Below are 18,030 nucleotides of genomic sequence, written 5' to 3' on the forward strand. Positions count from 1 at the left end.
CGCACACGGCACCCGCCCGCGTGTCTCCATCGCTTTTCCCGGCGGCGATCGCCCGCCACCGGCCCATGACGGAAGACCTGATGCTCCAGACCCTGCCGGCCGACGCCCTGAGCGCCGAATTGCCGAAGCCGATCCTCCAGCTGGTCGGCATCCGCAAGACCTTCGGCGCCTTCACCGCCGTCGAGAACATCGATCTCGATGTGCGCGAGGGCGAGTTCCTCACCATTGTCGGCCCCTCGGGCTCGGGCAAGACCACGCTGTTGCGCATGCTCGCCGGCATGGACACGCCGAGCGAGGGCAACATCACGCTGCACGGCAAGCTCATCAATGATGTGCCGCCGAACAAGCGGCCGACCTGCCTCGTCTTCCAGTCGCTGGCGCTGTTCCCGCACAAGAGCGTGGGCGAGAACATCGCTTTCCCGCTCAAGGTGAAGGGCGTGGATGCGGCCGCCCGCAAGGCGCGGGCGCTGGAGCTGATGCGCATCGTCCGCCTGCCGGAGAGCTATTTCGACAAGAACGTGATGAAGTGCTCGGGCGGCGAGCGTCAGCGCGTCGCCCTGGCCCGGGCGCTGGCCTATGACCCGGAAGTGCTGTTCTTCGACGAGCCGCTCTCCGCCATCGACTACAAGCTGAAGAAGACGCTGGAAAAGGAGCTGAAGGACCTGCACCGGGAAACCGGCAAGACCTTCATCTACATCACCCATTCGCTGGAAGAGGCGATGGTGATGAGTGACCGCATCGGCGTGATGCGCGCCGGCCGGCTGGTGCAGGTGGGCACGCCGGAAGAAATCTACGGCGCGCCGGTCGACCGCTTCGTCTGCGAATTCGTCGGCGAGGTGAACACGCTGAAGGTGAAGCGCGCGGCGGATGGCAGCTGGCAGGGCGTCGACGTGCCGGGCACCTTCACGCTCGCGCCCCCGCGCAGCGGCGCGGTGCTGGACGAAGCCTTCGTCGTGGTGCGCCCGGAATTCATGCGCATTCTCGGGCCGGGCGAGAGCGCCGACAACCGGCTGGGCGGCGTGGTCTACAACGAATATTCGCTCGGCTCGCGCATCCAGTATCAGGTGCGCGTCGGGGCCAAGGTGATGCTGGTCGAGCTGTCCCGCGGGCGCGCTTTGCCCGCCAGCCTCGACCGCCAGGTGACGCTCGGCTGGGACGCCGCCGACGCCTTCACGCTGGAGGGCTGAGCATGGCCGACCTCGCCCTCGCCCCCGCGCCGGGGGCCGCCGCCGAAAGCGCCCGCCAGCTGCGCCATGCGCGGATGCTGTCGGTCGGCGCGCGCTGCGCGCTCCCAGTGGCGATCCTGCTCGGCATCGGCTTCCTCGCGCCGCTGGTGGCGATCTTCGGCTATGCCTTCGCCACGCCGCGCAGCTTCGATGTGTTCACCAGCTTCACCCTGGCCAATTTCGCCACGCTGTTCGATCTCTCCAACACGGTGTGGCTGTCCTTCCTGTGGTCCTGCGGGCTGGCGCTGCTCACCGTGGCGATCCTCGCCGTCATCGCCTACCCCATCGCCTATGGGCTCAACATGGTGTTCGGGCGCTGGTCGGCACTGATCAGCGTGCTGTTCGTGTTCCCGCTCTTCGTCTCGGAGAATGTGCGGCTCTATGGCTGGGTGCTGTTCTTCATCAAGAACGGCGTGCTCGACGGCACGCTGAAATGGCTCGGCCTCTCCGGCGGGCCAGAAGTGCTGTACACGCCGGGCGTCACCCTGTTCGGCATGGTCTACACCTATCTGCCCTTCATGCTGTTTCCGATGACGCTCGGCCTCGCCCTCGTGCCGCGCGACCTCGTGGACGCGGCACGCGACCTCGGGGCCGGGCGGCTGTTCATCTGGCGCGAGATCGAATTGCCGCTGGCCATGCCGGGCATATTGATCGGCATGCTGCTCACCTTCGTGCTCGCCATCGGTGCCACGGCGGAAGCGAAGATCCTCGGCGGCCAGTCGATCATCGTCATCTCGCACGACATCGAGATCGCCTTCACCTATTCGCAGAACTGGCCGCTCGGCTCGGCGCTGGCAGTGGTCGTCACCTTCTTCATCGGTGCGCTGACCCTGTTCGCTTTGTCGAAGCTCGATCTCGACCGCATGCTGGGGAGGCGCTGAGCCATGGGCCACAGGCGCACCAATGCCGCGATCTGGGCGTGGACGGCGTTCGTCCTCGTCGCGATCTACCTGCCCATCATTTGCGGGGCGCTGGCGAGCTTCAACAAGAGCCGGTATTTCGGCTTTCCGATCAAGACCTACTCGACCGAATGGTGGCAGAAGACGCTGGATTCGATCGAGATCGGCATGATCGTGAAGACCTCGATCGCGATCGCACTCCTGGTGACCGTGTTCTCCGTCGTCATCGCCACGTTCGGCGCGCTCGCCTTCGCCCGCTACGAGTGGAAGGGCCGCAAGCTCTACCAGAAGCTGATCCTGCTGCCGATCTTCTTCCCCCAGCCGGTGCTGGGGCTGGCCATGCTGCTCGGCTTCAACGCCGTGGGCATCCAGACCAGCTGGATGACGGCGGTGTTCGCCCACATGATCTGGATCGTGCCTGTCGTGACGCTGGTCATCGCCATCCAGGTCTATGGCTTCGACCCGTCGCTGGAAGAGGCGGCCTATGATCTCGGCTGCTCGCGCACCCAGGTGTTCCGCGAGGTGACGCTGCCGCTGCTGTGGCCGGGCATCTGGTCCGGCATGCTGTTCGCCTTCCTGCTGTCCTGGAGCAATTTCCCGCTCTCGCTCTACACAACGGGTGCCGACTCGACGATTCCCGAATGGCTCTACGCCAAGATGGTGGCAGGCTACACGCCGATGGTGCCGGCGCTGGGCACCATGGCGACGCTGGGCGCGGCCTGCCTGCTGCTGGCCGGGGGGCTGATCGGCATCCTGCTGCGGCGGCGGGCGGCGGTATGAACGGCGCCGCACCGAAGGACAGGGACGAAGCCGGTGCGCCCGCCGGGCGCCGTCCGCCGCGCCTCGACAAGGCGGCACGGCAGGCCCGCATCCTCGCCGAGATGCGCGCCTCGGCCTCCGCGCGCGTCGGCGACCTCGCCACCGAGCTGAACGTCTCCACTGAAACGATCCGCCGCGACCTGTTCGAGCTGGGCGAGAAAGGGCTGATCAACCGCACCTACGGTGGCGCGGTGCGCCCCCTGGCCTCCGAACCCTCCGTCACCGAGCGGCACGGGCTGATGGTGGCGCAGCGCGAGGCCATCGCCGCCGCCACGGTGAAGCTGATCGCGCCGAAGGAGGTGATCGCCATCGGCGCCGGCGCCACCACCACCCATGTCGCCCGCCGCATGGCCGCCGCCTGCCGCGACCTCACCGTCATCACCCATTCCTTCTCGGTGGCGACGGTGGTGTCCGCCAACCCGACCATCGAGGTCATCATGTGCCCCGGCCGCTATAATGCGCGCGAGGGCATGATGGTGGGGGTAGAAACCGGCGAGTTCCTGCAGAACTACAATGTGAACCGCGCCATTCTCGGCATATCCGGCATCACCACCGACGGCCTCGCCGACGCCGAGCCCGATGCCGCCTATGTCTACCGCGCCATGATGAACCGGGCGGCGCAGACCATCATCGTCTCCGACCACCAGAAATTCGACGTGCCCTCGCTGGCCATCTGGGCCCGCATTCCCGACATCCAGCACCTCGTCACCGACCGCGCGCCCGAAGGCGCGGTGGCGCGGGCGCTGGGACGGGCGCGGGTCGAGATCACTATTGCCGAGACGTAAAGCCATGACCCAGCCGATCTATGACGCCGCCTTCCTCCGCCGAATCGAGAACGCCCTGCGCGCCGCCCTGCCGCGCTGGGCCCTCTCCGACGCGAGCGAATTGCGGCTGCTCACCATCTCCGAGAACGCCACCTTCCGCGCCGAGGACCCGGCGACGGGACGCGCGCTGGTGTTCCGCATCCACCGGCCGGGCTATCACAGCCGCGCGGAGATCGAATCCGAACTCGCCTGGCTCACCGCGCTGGGACGCGCGGGCGTGGTGGCGACGCTGACCCCGGTGCCGCAGGTCGAGGGCGGGCTGATCGCCGATCTCGACGAGGACGGCACCCGCCGCCATGCCGTGGCGTTCGAGCTGCTGCCGGGGCGCGAGCCGGCCGAGGGCGACGACCTCGCCCGCTGGTACCGCGAACTCGGCGCCATCAATGCCCGGCTGCACCTTCACGCCCGGGCCTGGCAGCGCCCCGAAGGCTTCACCCGCAAGCGCTGGGACTATGACGCCATGCTGGGCAAGGTGAAGCTGTGGGGCGACTGGCGCGCCGCGCCGGGCCTGACGCCTGAGGGCCGCGCCGTGCTGGAGCGCACCGACGCGGTGCTGTGCGACCTGCTGGACGATTACGGCACGGGCGAAGAGCGTTTCGGCCTCGTCCATGCCGATATGCGCCTCGCCAATCTGCTGGTGGAGGGCGACACGCTCTCGGTGATCGACTTCGACGATTGCGGCTTCAGCTGGTATCTCTACGACTTCGCCTCCGCCGTCAGCTTCAGCGAGCACGAGCCCTATATCCCGACGCTGCAGGCGGCGTGGATCGAAGGCTATCGCACCGTCGCGCCGCTCGCCGAGGAGGAGTGCGCCCTGCTGCCGGTGTTCATCATGCTGCGCCGGCTGCTGCTCACCGCCTGGATCGCCTCGCATGCGGAAACCCCGACCGCGCAGGCACTGGGCGAAGGCTACACACATGGCACGGTGGACCTCGCCCGCGCCTTTCTCGCCACCTATGACGCCCGTCCCCCACAGGCCGTGGCCGGGAGGGCCGCATCATGACGCGGGCGAACGCGCAGCCGGAACGGCAGATTCTCGATCTCAACGCCTTCTCCGGTGCCACCGGCGCCATGGCGCCCGATGTCGCCGCGCTGGTGGAGCGGCGCCGCCGCGCCTTCGGTTCCGGCTCGGTGCTGTTCTATGACGAGCCGCTGCGCATCCTGCGGGCGGAAGGCGCCTATATTCATGCGTCCGACGGGCGGGCCTATCTCGATTTCTACAATAACGTCCCCAGCGTCGGGCATTGCCACCCCAAGGTGGTGGAGGCGGTGCGGGCGCAGATCGGCACCTTCAACACCCATTCGCGCTATCTGTTCGATGTGGCGCATGACTACGCGGAAAAGCTGCTCGCCACCTTCCCGGCGGCGCTGAGCAATGTGGTGCTGACCTGCACGGGGAGCGAGAGCAACGATCTGGCGCTGCGGCTCGCCCGCAAGGCGAGCGGCGCCGAGGGAATCATCGTCACCCGCGCCGCCTATCACGGCAACACCGCCACCGTCACCGAGGTCTCACCCTCCTCCTACAAGACCGGCGCGCCGCCGCGCCATGTCCGCACGGTGCCCCCACCCGACCCGGCGCTGTTCGGCAATGACGTGGCGCAGGGCTTTGCCGACGCGGTGAAGGCGGAAATCGCCGCGCTCAAGGCGGACGGCATCGGCTTCGCCGGGCTGCTGGTCGACACCATCTTCTCTTCCGATGGCGTCTATGCCGACCCGCCGGGCTTCCTGAAGGCGGCGGTGGAGGTGGCGCGCGCCGCCGGCGGGCTGTTCATCGCCGATGAGGTGCAGCCGGGCTTCGGGCGCACCGGCGCCGGCATGTGGGGCTTTTCCCGCCACGGGCTGGTGCCTGATATCGTCACCATGGGCAAGCCGATGGGCAATGGCTACCCCATCGCCGGCCTCGTCACCCGACCGGAGATCCTCGACGCCTTCTGCGCCGATTTCGGCTATTTCAACACCTTCGCCGGCAGCCCGGCGGCCTGCGCGGCGGGCCTCGCGGTGCTGGAGGCAATCGAGGAGGACGACCTCATCGCCAATGCGGCGCGGGTCGGGCGGCACCTCACCGCGCGGCTGACCCGGCTGCAGGCGCGCGCGCCCATCACCGCCGTGCGCGGGGCGGGGCTTTATCTCGGCATCGAGTTCGGCACCGAAAAGGGGCCGGCACCCGACCTCGCCAAGCGGCTGATCAACGGGCTGCGCGACCACGGCATCCTCATCGGCGCCGCCGGCCGCTATGGCAATGTGCTGAAGATCCGCCCGCCGCTGTGCGTGACCACGGCGCATGCCGACCTTCTGGTCGACGCGCTGGAGGAGTTGCTGGCCTAGCTGCCGCTCGCTGAGCGGCGCGTGCGCTATGCGAACAGCGCCAGCAAATCCTCCAGCCGGTCGATCTCGCGATCGACCTCGCCGAAGCCGCCGCCGCTCGGGGTGTAGCCGACGACATAGAGCCCGGCCGCGCGGGCGGAAAGCGCGCCGGAGCGGCTGTCCTCCACCGCCACTACGCTCTCGGCTGGCAGGTCGAGCCGGGCGCAGGCGCGGCGATAGGGTTCGGGGTCCGGCTTGCCCGCCGTCACATCGTTGAGGCTGAGCGAGAAGGCGATGGCGTCAGTGATGCCGAGCGCGGCGATGTTGGCGTCCACCACCGAGCGGCTGGAATTGGAGACGCAGGCCTGCGCCACGCCGCGCTTCTCCAGCGCGCGAATGGTAGCGACGGCGCCCGGAAGGGCAATGAGGCTGGCGCGGTTCTCGGTGTAGTGCGTGTCGATCAGCGCCGCCCATTCGGCCTGCGCCACCCCGGCGGCGAGGCGCGGGGAGACGAGCTTCCACACATCGCCCATATGGATGCCGCGAAACGCCTGGTCGGGCAGGTCCGAGAGATCACTGCCGAGCGCCCGGCAGGCGGCGAGCAGCGCGCGGTGGTGCAGCGGCTCGCTGTCGATCAGCGTGCCGTCAATGTCCCACGCCACCGCCCTGAAGCGCGGCGCGCTCACGAGGGACGCCCTTCGAGGCGGCGGTAGAGATCGCGGTAGCGGGCATAGCCGGCCGCATAAATCGCGGCGGAAGCGGGGTTGGGCTGCAAGGTCTCGTCCTGCGCGACAAAGCGGGAAATGCCGCCCCACTCCGCCGCGCCGATGCCAACCGCCGCCGTCCACGCCGCGCCGAGCGAGGAGCCGGGATGGCCTTTCAGCCGGTGCACCGGCTGCTGCAGCACATCGGCGACGATCTGCATCCACACGCGCGAATTCGAGCCGCCATCGGAAACCAGCACGCGGCCGGCGCTGTGGCCCATATCGCGCAGCACCTCGACATGGTGGGCGCAGGCATAGGCATAGCCTTCCAACAGCGCCCGCCAGACATGGCCGATATCGTGCGAGAGGGTGAGCCCGTCGATGACCCCGCGCGCGGCGGGATCGTGGATCGGGGTTTTCTCGCCGAGGAAATAGGGCAGCACGGTCAGGCCATCCGCGCCGGCCGGGCGCGCCTCGGCGAGCGTGTCGAGATGCTGGTGCAGGCTGAGCCCGGCTTTCTCCGCGGCTGCCGCCTCGCCGCCGGCGAAGTTGCGCACGAACCAGTTCAGCCCGGAACCGCCGGTCGCCATGCAGCCATTGGGCATATAGAGGCCGGGAATGAGATGATAATCGAGATAGAGCCGGGGGTCGGGCTTCACCTGGTCGGTGGCCACCAGCACGTCGATGGCGCCGCCGAACTTCAACAGGATGTCGCCGCGCTGGGTGACGCCGGCGCCCAGCGCCGAGGCGATCATGTCCGCCGCGCCGCCGATGACCGGCGTGCCGACCGCAAGGCCGGTGGCCGCCGCGCCCTCGGGCGAGACATGGCCCATCACCTCATGCGAGGCGGTCTTGCGCGGGATGGCGCTGCGGGGAAGGCGGGCCCAGGCGACGAGATCGTCGTCGATGGCGTGGCGGGAGACATCGACGAAGCCGGCCTCCAGCGCCCAGTTCTGCTCCACCGTCCGTTCGCCGGTGAGGCGCCAATTCACGTAATCATAGGAGCCGAACACGGTGGCGATGCGCGCGAACACGTCCGGCTCGTGGCGGGCGATCCAGCGCAGCTTGGCGGTGACGAGCTGCTGGTTGATGCCGTTGCCGGCCTTGGCGATGAAGGCGGCCTCGTCGCGCTCGGCCCGCAGTTCCGCCACTTCCGCCCCGCAGCGCCCGTCGCTCTGCTGGATGGAGGGGCGCAGGAGGGTGCCCGCCTCGTCCAGCAGCACCACCGCCGGCAGCATGCCGGTGACGCCGACGGCGGAAATCTCGGCCGCGTCGATGCCGGCGCGCGCGATGAGTTCGCGGGTGAGCGCGCAGACATTGGCCCACCATTCGGCGGGATCTTCTTCCGCCCAGCCGGCGTGCCGGGAGGTCAGCGTCACCGGCCGCGAGGCGACAGCCAGAATCTCCCCCGGCAGCCGCAGCAGCAGGCCGATGGCGGAGGTGGTGCCGATATCGAGGCCGAGGACGCAGCTCATCGTGGGAAGCCTCTTGGGGCGGTGGGCAAGTCTAGGCAGAGAAAGAACTCACCCCGGACGGCGGCGACGCCGCCGGGCCGGGATGATGGCGGACGGTCAGCGGATGGAATTCACCACATCCATGAAGCGCGACACGCGCGCCTGCTCCACCGCGTTCCAGGTGTTGCCGTCGACCTTGAAATGCGTGCCGATGACGACACCCGAGGCCACCGAGAAGATGTCGCGGATATTGTCGATGTTGACGCCGGTATTGGCGAAGATCGGCACGTCCTTCACCGTCTCGGCCACCTTCTTCAGGTGCGACTGGTCGGCCGGCTGGCCGGTGATCGGGCCGGAGACGAGGATGGCATCGGCGAGCGAGGAGAACACCGCGCTCTTGGCGCGCAGCTCGATCGGCCGCTGGTCGAGCGAATGGGCGAACTCGGCATTGATGTTGAACAGCATCTTCATGTCGTCGCGCTTGAGATCGTGGCGCAGCCGCGCCGCCTCGGCGCAGTTCGGCTCCCACAGGCCCATGTCGGAGGCGAACAGGCCGGTGAAGATCTCGCGCACGAAGCTGGCGCCGGTGACGGCGCCGATGGCGACGGTGGCGACGGGGTCCCAGAGATAGTTGACGCCGAACGGCACCTTCAGGCTCGGCTTCACCGCCTGCACGATGGCCGACATGGCGGCGATGGAAGCGGGCGACCCCTTGAACACGTAGGGGCGGTCGTTCTCATTGCCGAACATGATGGCGTCGACGCCGCCGGCCTGCAGCTTCTCGACATCGGCGAGCACGCCCTCGATCAGCTTGTCGAGGCCGCCATCGGCATCATAGAGCGGCGCACCGGGCAGGGCGCCGATATGGGCCATGGCGATGACGACCTTCTTCTTGGCGCCGAAACACTCGAAAACCATTGCAACTCTCCTTGAGGGGACGGCGCGCGCGGCGCCTCACTGTCCGGCGACGGGCGGCGCGAGCCGCACCTCGACACGCGCCGCGGCGAGGGCGGCGGCGATGCGCGGGGGCGGCTCGGCGTCGGTGACGAGCAGGTTGATGTCGGCAAGCGTGCCGACCTGAACCAGCGACATGCGCTGGAACTTGGCGCTGTCGCACAGAAGGATCTTGAACCCCGACCGGCGCAGATAGACGCGCTTCATGTCGGTGTCCTCGAAGGAATAGTCGAAGAAACCTTCCGCAGTGATGCCCGAGGTGCCGAGCACGGCGACATCGAACCACAGCTTCTCGAACTGGGCGACGGCGGTGGGGCCCCAGACCGACATCTCCTCCGGCCGCACCCGGCCGCCGGCGACATAGACTTCCGGCGCCCCGCCATCGAGATGGGCCGAGACGCGCAGGCTGTTGGTGAAGACCTTGAGATGGTCCGCCTCGCGCAGATGGCCAGCCATCAGAAACGTGGTGGTGCCGACATCGATGGCGCAGGTGCGGTAGCCGCTAACAATGCTGGCGGCGCAGGCGGCGATGGCGGACTTGGCCTCGCTGCCGCGGCGCAGGCGGGCCTCAAAACGCGGCTCCTCGCTGTCCATGGCGACGCTGCTGGCCGGCGTCTCCGCCAGCACCGCCCCGCCATGCACGCGCAGCAGCCGCCCGTCGCGCTCCAGCTCCAGCAGATCGCGGCGGATGGTCATGTCGGACACGCCGAGTTCGGTCGCGAGAGCCGCGACGCCGACGGAGCCGGCGGCGGCGAGATGATCCAGAATCCGGGCGTGGCGTACATGCGAGAGCGGGCGCGGACGGTCCTCGCCGGCCTGCGGCTCGGCCAGGACACTCTCTCGGTAGGACACATCGTCGGCCATCGCTTACCCCTGCCTGATCGCGGTTCCCTCGCAGAGGAGCGGATTCGCGGCCGGTCGGCCAATCCTGTTTAACCCATCAATCGCACAATATCAAACACAACAACACACTTGCTGTGCGCTTATGTTCATATAAGCTACCCCGCGAACACGAGGAGCCCCGCATGAACCCGCCCGCGCTTTCCGCCCCTGCCCCGGCCTATTACGAGCTCAAGGGCCGCCTTGCCTTCGTAACCGGCGGCGCCACCGGCATCGGGCGGGCCATTGCCGTCGCGCTGGCCAGGCAGGGCGTGCGGGTCGCCATCGGCGACATCAACCTCGCAGCGGCGCAGGAGACGGTGGCCGCGCTCGGCGAAGGCGCCATCGCGGTCGAGGTGGATGTGCGCAAGCGCGCCTCGGTCGAGACGGCCTTCGCGCAGGTGCTGGAAGGGCTGGGTGGGTGCGACCTGCTGGTCGCCAATGCGGGCGTCTCCACCATGCGCAGCGCGCTGGACCTGACCGACGAGGAATGGGACTTCAATTTCGACGTCAACACGCGCGGCGTCTTCCTCACCAACCAGATCGCCGCCCGCCACTTCGTGGCGCAGGGCAAGGGCTGCATCGTCAACACCGCCTCGCTCGCCGCCAAGGTCGGCGCCCCGCTGTTGGCGCACTACTCCGCCTCGAAATTCGCCGTGCTCGGCTGGACGCAGGCGCTGGCGCGCGAACTCGCGGCCAAGGGCATCCGCGTCAATGCCGTCTGCCCCGGCTTCGTGGCGACCGGCATGCAGTCGCGCGAGGTGGAATGGGAAGCCAGCCTGCGCGGCGTGAGCCCGCAGCGCGTGATCGACGACTATATCGCCCAGACCCCGCTCGGCCGGCTGGAAGTGCCGGAAGACGTGGCCGATGTCGTGGTGTTCCTCGCCTCGGAACAGGCGCGGTTCATGACCGGACAGGGCGTCAACGTCACCGGCGGCGTCTACACGACCTGAGCGCCCCGTAGCGCGGCGTGATCGATTTTCATGCAGCCGCGTTTGAATTAGCACTTGCGGTGTTCGTTTTTGTCCGATTACACTCCGCCGGCCGACGGCGCACCGGGCGGAGTTTTCCTCCTCCCCCGCACCCGAGGCCGGGGCCCGGCCCCGATGGGCAAAGGATCGCTGATGTCGTCGATCGAACTCGATCATGTCTCCAAGCTCTACGCCAACGGCGCCTATGGCGTCCGCGACGTGGATCTTTCCATTGGAGAAGGCGAGTTCGTGATTTTTCTCGGCCCCTCGGGCTGCGGGAAATCGACGACACTGCGCATGATCGCCGGGTTGGAGAGCATCACCTCGGGCGATCTGCGCATCGCCGGGCGCAGCGTCAACAACGTGCCCCCGCGCGACCGCAACATCGCGGTCGTGTTCCAGTCCTACGCGCTCTACCCGCATATGAGCGTGCGCGAGAATATGGGCTTCGGCCTCAAGATGCGCGGCGTCGCCCGCCCGGTCATCGACGAGAAGATCCGCGAGGCGGCGGGGCTGCTCGGCCTTACCCCCTATCTCGACCGCAAGCCCGCCGCCCTCTCCGGCGGCCAGCGCCAGCGCGTCGCGCTCGGCCGCGCCATTGTGCGCGATCCCGTCGCCTTCCTGCTGGATGAGCCGCTGTCCAATCTCGACGCCCAGCTGCGGGCGGAGATGCGGCTCGAACTGGTGAAGCTGCACCGCCGGCTGGGGCGCACCATCGTTCACGTCACCCACGACCAGGTCGAGGCGATGACCATGGGCGACCGCATCTGCATCATGCGCGACGGCCGGATGATCCAGGTCGGCCGGCCGCTCGATGTCTATGCCGACCCGGTGGACACGTTCGTCGCCCGCTTCCTCGCCACCCCGCCGATGAACCTGCTGCCCGCCCGGCTGGAGGCGCGCGGCGACACGCTCGTGGTGGTCGGCGACGGCTTCGATGTCGAGGTGCCGGAGCGCCACCGCGCCGCCTATGCGCCCGTCGCCGGGCGCGAGGTGATCTTCGGCCTGCGCCCGGAAGACCTGCACGAGGCGCCGCAGCCCGGCTGCGCGCCCATCGAGGTGAGCGTCGTGGCCATGGAAGCGCTCGGCGTCGAGAATATTCTGGTCGGGCAGATCGGGACGGGTGTCGGCGCGGGTAAGCCGCAGGAAATCTCCGCGCGGCTGTCGCGTCATTTCACGGCGCCGGTGGGCGCGCGCGTGCCGCTCTATCTCGATCCGCGCCCCATGCACCTGTTCGACAAGGAGACGACGCGGGCCTTCCCCCGCCCCAGCCTCCGCCTCGGTCAGAACTGAGGGAGGGGGCAGAATGCGGCGCATCGGACTTCACATCGGACTTCTCTTCGCCTGCGCCGTCATCCTCGTGCCCCTGCTCTGGGTCATCCGCACCAGCCTGCTGCCCGAGCACCTGTCCTATTCGCCGGAGCTGATGCCGGCGGTGACGCTCGACAATTACGTCGCCCTGTTCACCTCCACCCGTTACGGCCAGTCCTATCTCAACAGCCTGATCGTCGCCTTCGGCTCGGTGGTGGTGGCGCTGCCCTTCGCGGCGATGACCGGCTATGCCTTCGCCCGGTTCAAAACCGGCGGCCGGGCCGGGCGCTTCGCCGTGCTGGCGACGCAGATGCTGCCCCCCGTCGCCATCGTGCTGCCGGCCTTCGCGCTTCTGCGCACGGTGGGGCTCACCAATTCGCTCACCGGCCTCATCATCGTCTATGCCGCGGTCAACCTGCCCTTCCTGATCTGGATCCTGATGGGGTTCTTCGAGGGCATTCCGGTGGATCTCGAATGGGCGGCGCAGACCGACGGCGCCACCGCCTGGGGCGCGTTCTGGCGCATCGTGCTGCCGGTCTCGCTGCCCGGCATCGCCGCCGCCGGCGTGCTCGGCTTCATCCTCACCTGGAACGAGTTCCTGTTCGCGCTGGTGCTGAGCGGTCCACAGACCGCGACGGTGCCGGTGGCGCTGGCCGCGCTCCAGACCTCCAACGGCGTGCAGATCGCCAAGGTTTCCGCCGGCGTGGTGCTGGCCGTGCTGCCGCTGGTGATCGCCTCGCGCTTCATCCAGCGCTTCATCGTCCAGGGCCTGACCTTCGGTAGCGTGAAGTGAGCGTGCCTTCCGCCGCGCCCATTCGGGCGCGCGCCAACGAGGCGGGCAAAGCCCGCTCCAGAGGAACAGGAGAACGAGATGCAGTTTAGGTGTAGCCTCAAGGCGGCGCTGCTCGGCGCCACCCTGCTCGCGACGGCCGGCGCGGCGCAGGCGCAGAACGTGACCCTGCGCGCGCTGATGGAAGACGTGCCGGAGACGCAGATCATCGAGAAGCTGCTGCCGGAATTCGAGAAGGAGACCGGCATCAAGGTCGAATTCGAGAAGATCGGCTATGGCGACATGCACGACAAGCTGGTCGCCCAGCTCGTCTCGCCGGAGAGCTACTACAACCTGCTCGAAGTCGACTTCCTGTGGGCGGGCGAATTCCCCGCCGCCGGCTGGCTGGAAGACCTCAACCCCTATATCGCCAAGTCCGGCTTCGACCTGAAGCCGTTCATCCCGTCCATGCTGGACCTGCTCGGCCAGACCAAGGACGCGACGCCGATCCTGCCCATGTACAATTACTCCATGGGCCTGATCTACCGCACCGACCTGCTGGCCGACGCCAAGATCAAGGCGGACTACAAGGCCAAGACCGGCAAGGACCTCGCTTTGCCGGCTTCGCTCGCCGATTACGTTGCGCTCTCCGCCTTCTTCAAGGCCAACACGCCGGTCGTCGGCGCCGCCATGCAGGGCCAGCGCGGCGACCCGAATTCGATGGAATTCTCCAACTACCTGTTCTCCGCCGGCGGCGCCTATCTCGATGCCAGCCGCAAGGTGGTGCTCAACAGCCCCGAGGGCCTGACCGCGCTGAAGCTCTATGCCGAGAACGTGCAGAAGGGCGCGCAGCAGGGCGCCCTCTCCGCCACGCTCGACGACACGATGCGGCTGATGTGCGCCGGCGAAGCCTTCAGCATGGTCACCTATTGGTGGATGCTGCCGCAGCTCGACAATGCCGAGAAGTGCCCGAAGGTCGCCGGCAAGCTGGCGCTTTCCGTCATGCCCGGTGGCCATGGCGAGAGCGGCGGCTGGGGCTGGGGCATCCCGAAGAATACCTCGGATGAATCGAAGGCCGCGGCCTGGAAGTTCATCGAATGGGTGCAGGGCAAGAAGATCTCCGTCGCCCGCGCCCTGGAAGGCCACGCGCCGGTGCGCTCGGACGTGTTCGAGGACGCGGCGGTGCTGAAGAAGTACCCGTTCTACAAGACCGGCCTCGAGGTCGTCGCCTCCGGCAAGTCGTTCCCCATCTTCGCCTATTCCGCGCAGTATGAGGACGTGCTCGGCGCCCAGCTCTCGCTCGCCGCCGGCGGGCAGGCCAAGCCCGAGGACGCGCTGAAGGCCGCCGCTGACGGCCTGACCCAGCTGCTCGCCAAGTAACCCCATCCGCCGGGAACCCTGCGTGAGCCCCGCAGGCTCCCGGCGATACGGCGCGCCAGCCTTCCCCCTCGTCGGCTGGCGCGCCGGTCTCTCTTTTCGACGCTCCTGAAGCAACGGACGACGCGCATGCGCTTTGCGGCACTGGCGGATCGGGACTGGCGCACCGGCTGGGCCTTCGCGGCACCGGGCCTTCTCACGCTGGCCATCGTCATGGGCCTGCCGCTCGTCTATGCGGCGCTGATCTCGGTCTCCTCGCTCACCTTGCTGAAGCCCATGCTGCAGCCCTTTACGGGCCTCAGGAACTTCACCATCGTGATGAGCGACCCGCTATTCTGGGACGCGCTGTGGCTGACCATCAAATATTCCGTGGTCACGGTGGCGGGCGAATTCGTGCTCGGGCTCGGCGTCGCCCTGATGCTGAACCGCGCGGTGACGATGAAGCCGGTTTACTTCGCCATCCTCACCATTCCCATGGCGATGTCGCCGGTGAGCGTGGCGCTGATCTGGCGCATGCTGCTGCAGCCCAATCTCGGCATTGCCAACCAGGTGATGGAAAGCCTCGGCCTGCCCCGGCTCGACTGGCTCGGCAATGCCGATTTCGCGCTATGGACCATGGCGGCGATCGACATCTGGCAGCAGACCTCTTTCGTCATCCTGATTCTGGCCGCCGGCCTCGCCTCGCTGCCGCGCGACCCCTATGAGGCGGCGGAAGTCGATGGGGCCACGCCGCTGCAGCAGTTCTGGTACATCACCTTGCCGATGCTGCGCCCGGTGGCGGCGATCGCGGTCATCATCCAGCTGATCAACGAATTCCGCACCTATGACCTGCCCTACATCCTCACCAAGGGTGGGCCGGGCAATTCCACCGAGGTGCTGAGCTTCTTCGCCTATCGCCGCGCTTTTCTCGGCCTTCACCTGAATGAAGGCGCGGCGGCGGCCTTCGTTCTGCTGCTGATCGTGCTTGGCCTCACCGTGCTGTTCTTCGCCACGCTGGAGCGCCGGCGCTGAGAAGGCTCTAACTCTTTCTTTTGGCGCGCTTTCTTCACGCGAACCGGTATCCACGTCGCTCGAAAACGCTCCACGCACGAAAAAGGGCGCCCACGCGGGGCGCCCTTCTCTCAGCGCACAGGGTCGGGGGGTTAGATGCGCGCCGAAGCGGCGTAGAACGGCGTCGGCTCGGCCTCGGGCAGATAGCCCTCGTAGAACTTCTTCACATAGGGGAACACGGCGCGGCCGAGCTCGCGGCGGGCCACCTCGTCCGCGCTGCGCGGCTTGCCCAGCGTCTCGGCGATCTCCGCCAGCACCGCCTCGCGGTCGATTTTGGTGAAGCGCCCGTCCTCATAGACACGCTCGCCATGGATGAACACGGCGTCCACCGCGCCCATCTTGGCGCGCTGCACCAGCGCGTCGAGCATCGGGATATCGGGGTCCTGATAGGGATAGGTCGCCTTGGTCCAGTTGATCAGCACCGCGTCGAAGAACCGGCCCGCATCCAGCCGGCCGATGCTGGCGCCGAACGCCGTGGTCATGGCGCCGGCTTCGGTCGCCATCTTCACCACCTGCGGGCAGGTCGGCACGTCTTCCTCGTCCATGCCCGGCTCACGGTGGACGCGCAGGGCGAGGCGCAATTCGGAGAGCATGTCGCGGTCGTCATTGATGCCGGCCTCATCGAGACCCATGCCGACATTGATGCCCTTGGCTTCCCAGCGGTTGAGCGGGGCGAGGCCGGAGCGCAGGCGGAAATTCGACGAGCAATTGTGGCAGATGCAGGTGCCGGTCTCGGCGACAATGTCGATGTCTTCCTCGTTCAGCCACACGCCATGGCCGAGCGTCATATGCGGACCGAGCACGCCGAGGTCATGAAGGTGGCGCAGCGCGGTCTTGCCGGTGCGGCGGCGGGCATATTCCTTCTGGTAGATGGTCTCTAAGAGGTGCATGTGCATCGGCACGCCGGCCGCCTTGGCCTTGGCGTCGAGCGCCTGCAGGCCCTCATCCGTGCACCAGTGCAGGTTCGCCGGGGCCAGCTGGATGCGGGTCAGGTCCTTGCCCGCATTCTCCCCCGTGAGCTGGTCGAACAGCTTGAGGAAATCGTCGAAGGGCATGGCCTGCGACTTCAGGTGCTTGGCCAGCGTCTCGCCGAGATCGGCCGGCAGCCGGGCGCAGAAGGCTTCGTCCGCCTCATAGACCAGCCGGTTCTGCTCACGCACGGCGTAGCAATAGGAGGCGCGCATGCCGAGCGAACGGTAGGCGTTCAGCACCTTGGTGGCGGCGCCGTGGATGGCGTCATAGCCGCCCGGCATCCAGCCATGGATGTGCTGCACCGTGGTGACGCCGGAGGCGATCATCTCGAAGGCCGAGTAGAGCGTGTCGAGCGTCAGGTCGAGCCGGCGCGCCGGCATGCGGCTGGCGAACCACAGTTCCAGCGCGTGGTCGGGCGAGCCGAGCTGCAGCGGCGTCATGCCGACATGGTGGTGGCTGTTGACGAAGCCGGGCAGCATGGCGTGGTCGGGATACTTCCGCACCTCGGCCGTCGGCGCCAGCTTCTGCATGTCGTCCAGCGTCCCGGCGGCGACGATGACGCCGTCGCGCGAGAGCACCGCGCCCTCCTCGATCACCTCGGGGGTGAAGCGGTCGCGGATGCCGGTAACGACCCAGCGGGCCTGGACGATCAATTCAGACATGATGCTACCTCAAACTGACGGGGCAGGCGCAGGCGCGCCGCCGTGGCGTTGGTCTCTCGCGCCTTCGCGAGACGTTCGGAATGAATGGCGACGAGCAGCGGCCGGCGGTCGCCACGCGCGGCGCGGGCGAGCCGCGCGCCGTCGGGACCGAAGGCGAGGGTTTCGCCATCATGGCGCACCGGGCGGCCGGTGACGGTTTCCGTGCCGTAGCGCGCCGCTGCCAGCGCGTAGACGGCATTGGCGCGGGCACTCGCCTGCAGTTCGGCGGCAAAGAGCCCTTCCGGATCGGAGGGGGCCGGCCCGCCGACCAGCACCGCCACCAGCTCCGCGCCCGCCTGCGCGGCGGCACGCCAGCATTCCGGGAAGCGGCGGTCGTAGCAGATGAGGACCGCCGCCCGCAGCGGGCCGACCTCGACACTGCGGATGACCGGTTCGCCGGGAGTGAAATGATCGGCCTCGCCATAGGGCGTGCCGGGGTCGGTGGGCGGCAGGTGGATCTTGTGCGCCAGCGTCTCCACCTTCCCATTGGGACGGGCGAGAATCGCGGCGTTGAAGGGTCGCCCGCTGTCATTCGTCAGCGCCATGCCGAACAGCACAGCCGTCCCGCTCACCATCGCCGCTGCCCGCACGGTCGTGACGGTCGGCCCGTCGAGGGCCTCCGCCAGCCCGGCCCAGTCGCCGGGCGCTTCCGCCGCGACATAGGGAAGGGCGAACAGTTCGGGCAGCACGACGAGACCGGCGCCCGCGGCCGCGGCGGCGGCAATGCCGGCCTCGGCCTCGCGCCAGAGCGGCGCGGGATCGCGGCCCGCCGGGCCGATCGGCAGGGCGGCGGCGAGGAACGGGGCAGCCATGGCG

The 18,030-nt window shown here is 68.1% G+C and carries 17 protein-coding genes; 11 read left to right on the forward strand and 6 right to left on the reverse strand.

Features of this window, described 5'->3' with window-relative positions; all coding sequences use genetic code 11:
* Window positions 1–80: 80 nt before the first annotated feature.
* Genes ACP2AH_RS17335 through ACP2AH_RS17360 form a run of 6 tightly spaced genes read left to right on the forward strand, consistent with a single transcriptional unit; the run spans window position 81 to window position 6,093 of the window.
* Window positions 81–1,187: an ABC transporter ATP-binding protein gene (locus ACP2AH_RS17335; RefSeq protein WP_244379696.1), complete on the forward strand. Its 1,107-nt coding sequence runs from the start codon at window positions 81–83 to the stop codon at window positions 1,185–1,187.
* A 2-nt stretch (window positions 1,188–1,189) separates the two neighbouring features.
* Window positions 1,190–2,107, forward strand: a complete 918-nt coding sequence (locus tag ACP2AH_RS17340; RefSeq protein WP_425106932.1) for an ABC transporter permease — start codon at window positions 1,190–1,192, stop codon at window positions 2,105–2,107.
* A gap of 3 nt (window positions 2,108–2,110) precedes the next feature.
* Window positions 2,111–2,905 carry an ABC transporter permease gene (locus ACP2AH_RS17345; RefSeq protein WP_425106933.1) on the forward strand — a complete coding sequence of 265 codons (795 nt, stop codon included), beginning with the start codon at window positions 2,111–2,113 and terminating at the stop codon, window positions 2,903–2,905.
* Window positions 2,902–3,729, forward strand: coding sequence for a DeoR/GlpR family DNA-binding transcription regulator (locus ACP2AH_RS17350; protein WP_425106934.1), 828 nt, complete (start codon window positions 2,902–2,904; stop codon window positions 3,727–3,729). The genes ACP2AH_RS17345 and ACP2AH_RS17350 overlap by 4 nt, the downstream gene beginning before the upstream one ends.
* A 4-nt stretch (window positions 3,730–3,733) precedes the next feature.
* Window positions 3,734–4,771: a phosphotransferase enzyme family protein gene (locus ACP2AH_RS17355; RefSeq protein WP_425106935.1), complete on the forward strand. Its 1,038-nt coding sequence runs from the start codon at window positions 3,734–3,736 to the stop codon at window positions 4,769–4,771.
* Window positions 4,768–6,093 carry an aspartate aminotransferase family protein gene (locus ACP2AH_RS17360; RefSeq protein ID WP_425106936.1) on the forward strand — a complete coding sequence of 442 codons (1,326 nt, stop codon included), beginning with the start codon at window positions 4,768–4,770 and terminating at the stop codon, window positions 6,091–6,093. Before ACP2AH_RS17355 ends, ACP2AH_RS17360 begins: the two co-directional genes overlap by 4 nt.
* 26 nt (window positions 6,094–6,119) lie before the next feature.
* On the opposite strand, the gene ACP2AH_RS17365 is transcribed toward ACP2AH_RS17360, so the two are convergent.
* From ACP2AH_RS17365 to ACP2AH_RS17380, 4 genes are all read right to left on the reverse strand, one after another.
* Window positions 6,120–6,758: an HAD family hydrolase gene (locus tag ACP2AH_RS17365; RefSeq protein WP_425106937.1), complete on the reverse strand. Its 639-nt coding sequence runs from the start codon at window positions 6,756–6,758 to the stop codon at window positions 6,120–6,122.
* On the reverse strand, window positions 6,755–8,251 hold the full coding sequence (locus ACP2AH_RS17370; RefSeq protein WP_425106938.1) for an FGGY-family carbohydrate kinase: 1,497 nt from the start codon (window positions 8,249–8,251) through the stop codon (window positions 6,755–6,757). Before ACP2AH_RS17370 ends, ACP2AH_RS17365 begins: the two co-directional genes overlap by 4 nt.
* 96 nt (window positions 8,252–8,347) lie before the next feature.
* Complete coding sequence (locus tag ACP2AH_RS17375) at window positions 8,348–9,148, reverse strand: BtpA/SgcQ family protein (RefSeq protein ID WP_244379727.1); 801 nt, start codon at window positions 9,146–9,148, stop codon at window positions 8,348–8,350.
* A gap of 36 nt (window positions 9,149–9,184) precedes the next feature.
* A complete protein-coding gene (locus tag ACP2AH_RS17380) occupies window positions 9,185–10,048 on the reverse strand; it encodes a DeoR/GlpR family DNA-binding transcription regulator (RefSeq protein WP_425106939.1) in 864 nt (287 codons plus the stop codon).
* 161 nt (window positions 10,049–10,209) lie between these two features.
* Between ACP2AH_RS17380 and ACP2AH_RS17385 the strand changes: the two genes are divergently transcribed.
* From ACP2AH_RS17385 to ACP2AH_RS17405, 5 genes are all read left to right on the forward strand, one after another.
* Window positions 10,210–11,016, forward strand: coding sequence for an SDR family NAD(P)-dependent oxidoreductase (locus tag ACP2AH_RS17385; protein WP_425106940.1), 807 nt, complete (start codon window positions 10,210–10,212; stop codon window positions 11,014–11,016).
* Between the two features lie 171 nt (window positions 11,017–11,187).
* A complete protein-coding gene (locus ACP2AH_RS17390; protein ID WP_425106941.1) occupies window positions 11,188–12,327 on the forward strand; it encodes an ABC transporter ATP-binding protein in 1,140 nt (379 codons plus the stop codon).
* A 13-nt stretch (window positions 12,328–12,340) separates the two neighbouring features.
* Window positions 12,341–13,138: a carbohydrate ABC transporter permease gene (locus ACP2AH_RS17395; RefSeq protein WP_421698785.1), complete on the forward strand. Its 798-nt coding sequence runs from the start codon at window positions 12,341–12,343 to the stop codon at window positions 13,136–13,138.
* Window positions 13,139–13,216: 78 nt separating this feature from the next.
* Entirely contained in the window at window positions 13,217–14,494 is a 1,278-nt protein-coding gene (locus tag ACP2AH_RS17400; RefSeq protein ID WP_425106942.1) for an extracellular solute-binding protein, read from the forward strand.
* 126 nt (window positions 14,495–14,620) lie between these two features.
* The gene (locus ACP2AH_RS17405) at window positions 14,621–15,502 is read left to right on the forward strand and encodes a carbohydrate ABC transporter permease (protein ID WP_425106943.1); all 882 of its coding nucleotides are present in this window, start codon (window positions 14,621–14,623) and stop codon (window positions 15,500–15,502) included.
* A gap of 131 nt (window positions 15,503–15,633) precedes the next feature.
* Here ACP2AH_RS17405 and ACP2AH_RS17410 read toward each other — a convergent pair whose 3' ends face one another.
* Window positions 15,634–17,175 (reverse strand): amidohydrolase family protein, encoded by a 1,542-nt coding sequence (locus ACP2AH_RS17410; RefSeq protein ID WP_425106944.1) that lies wholly within the window; start codon window positions 17,173–17,175, stop codon window positions 15,634–15,636.
* Window positions 17,163–18,026, reverse strand: coding sequence for a carbon-nitrogen hydrolase family protein (locus ACP2AH_RS17415; RefSeq protein WP_425106945.1), 864 nt, complete (start codon window positions 18,024–18,026; stop codon window positions 17,163–17,165). Before ACP2AH_RS17415 ends, ACP2AH_RS17410 begins: the two co-directional genes overlap by 13 nt.
* Window positions 18,027–18,030 lie beyond the last annotated feature (4 nt).

This window comes from Ancylobacter sp. (genome assembly GCF_965249975.1).
GTDB lineage: Bacteria > Pseudomonadota > Alphaproteobacteria > Rhizobiales > Xanthobacteraceae > Ancylobacter.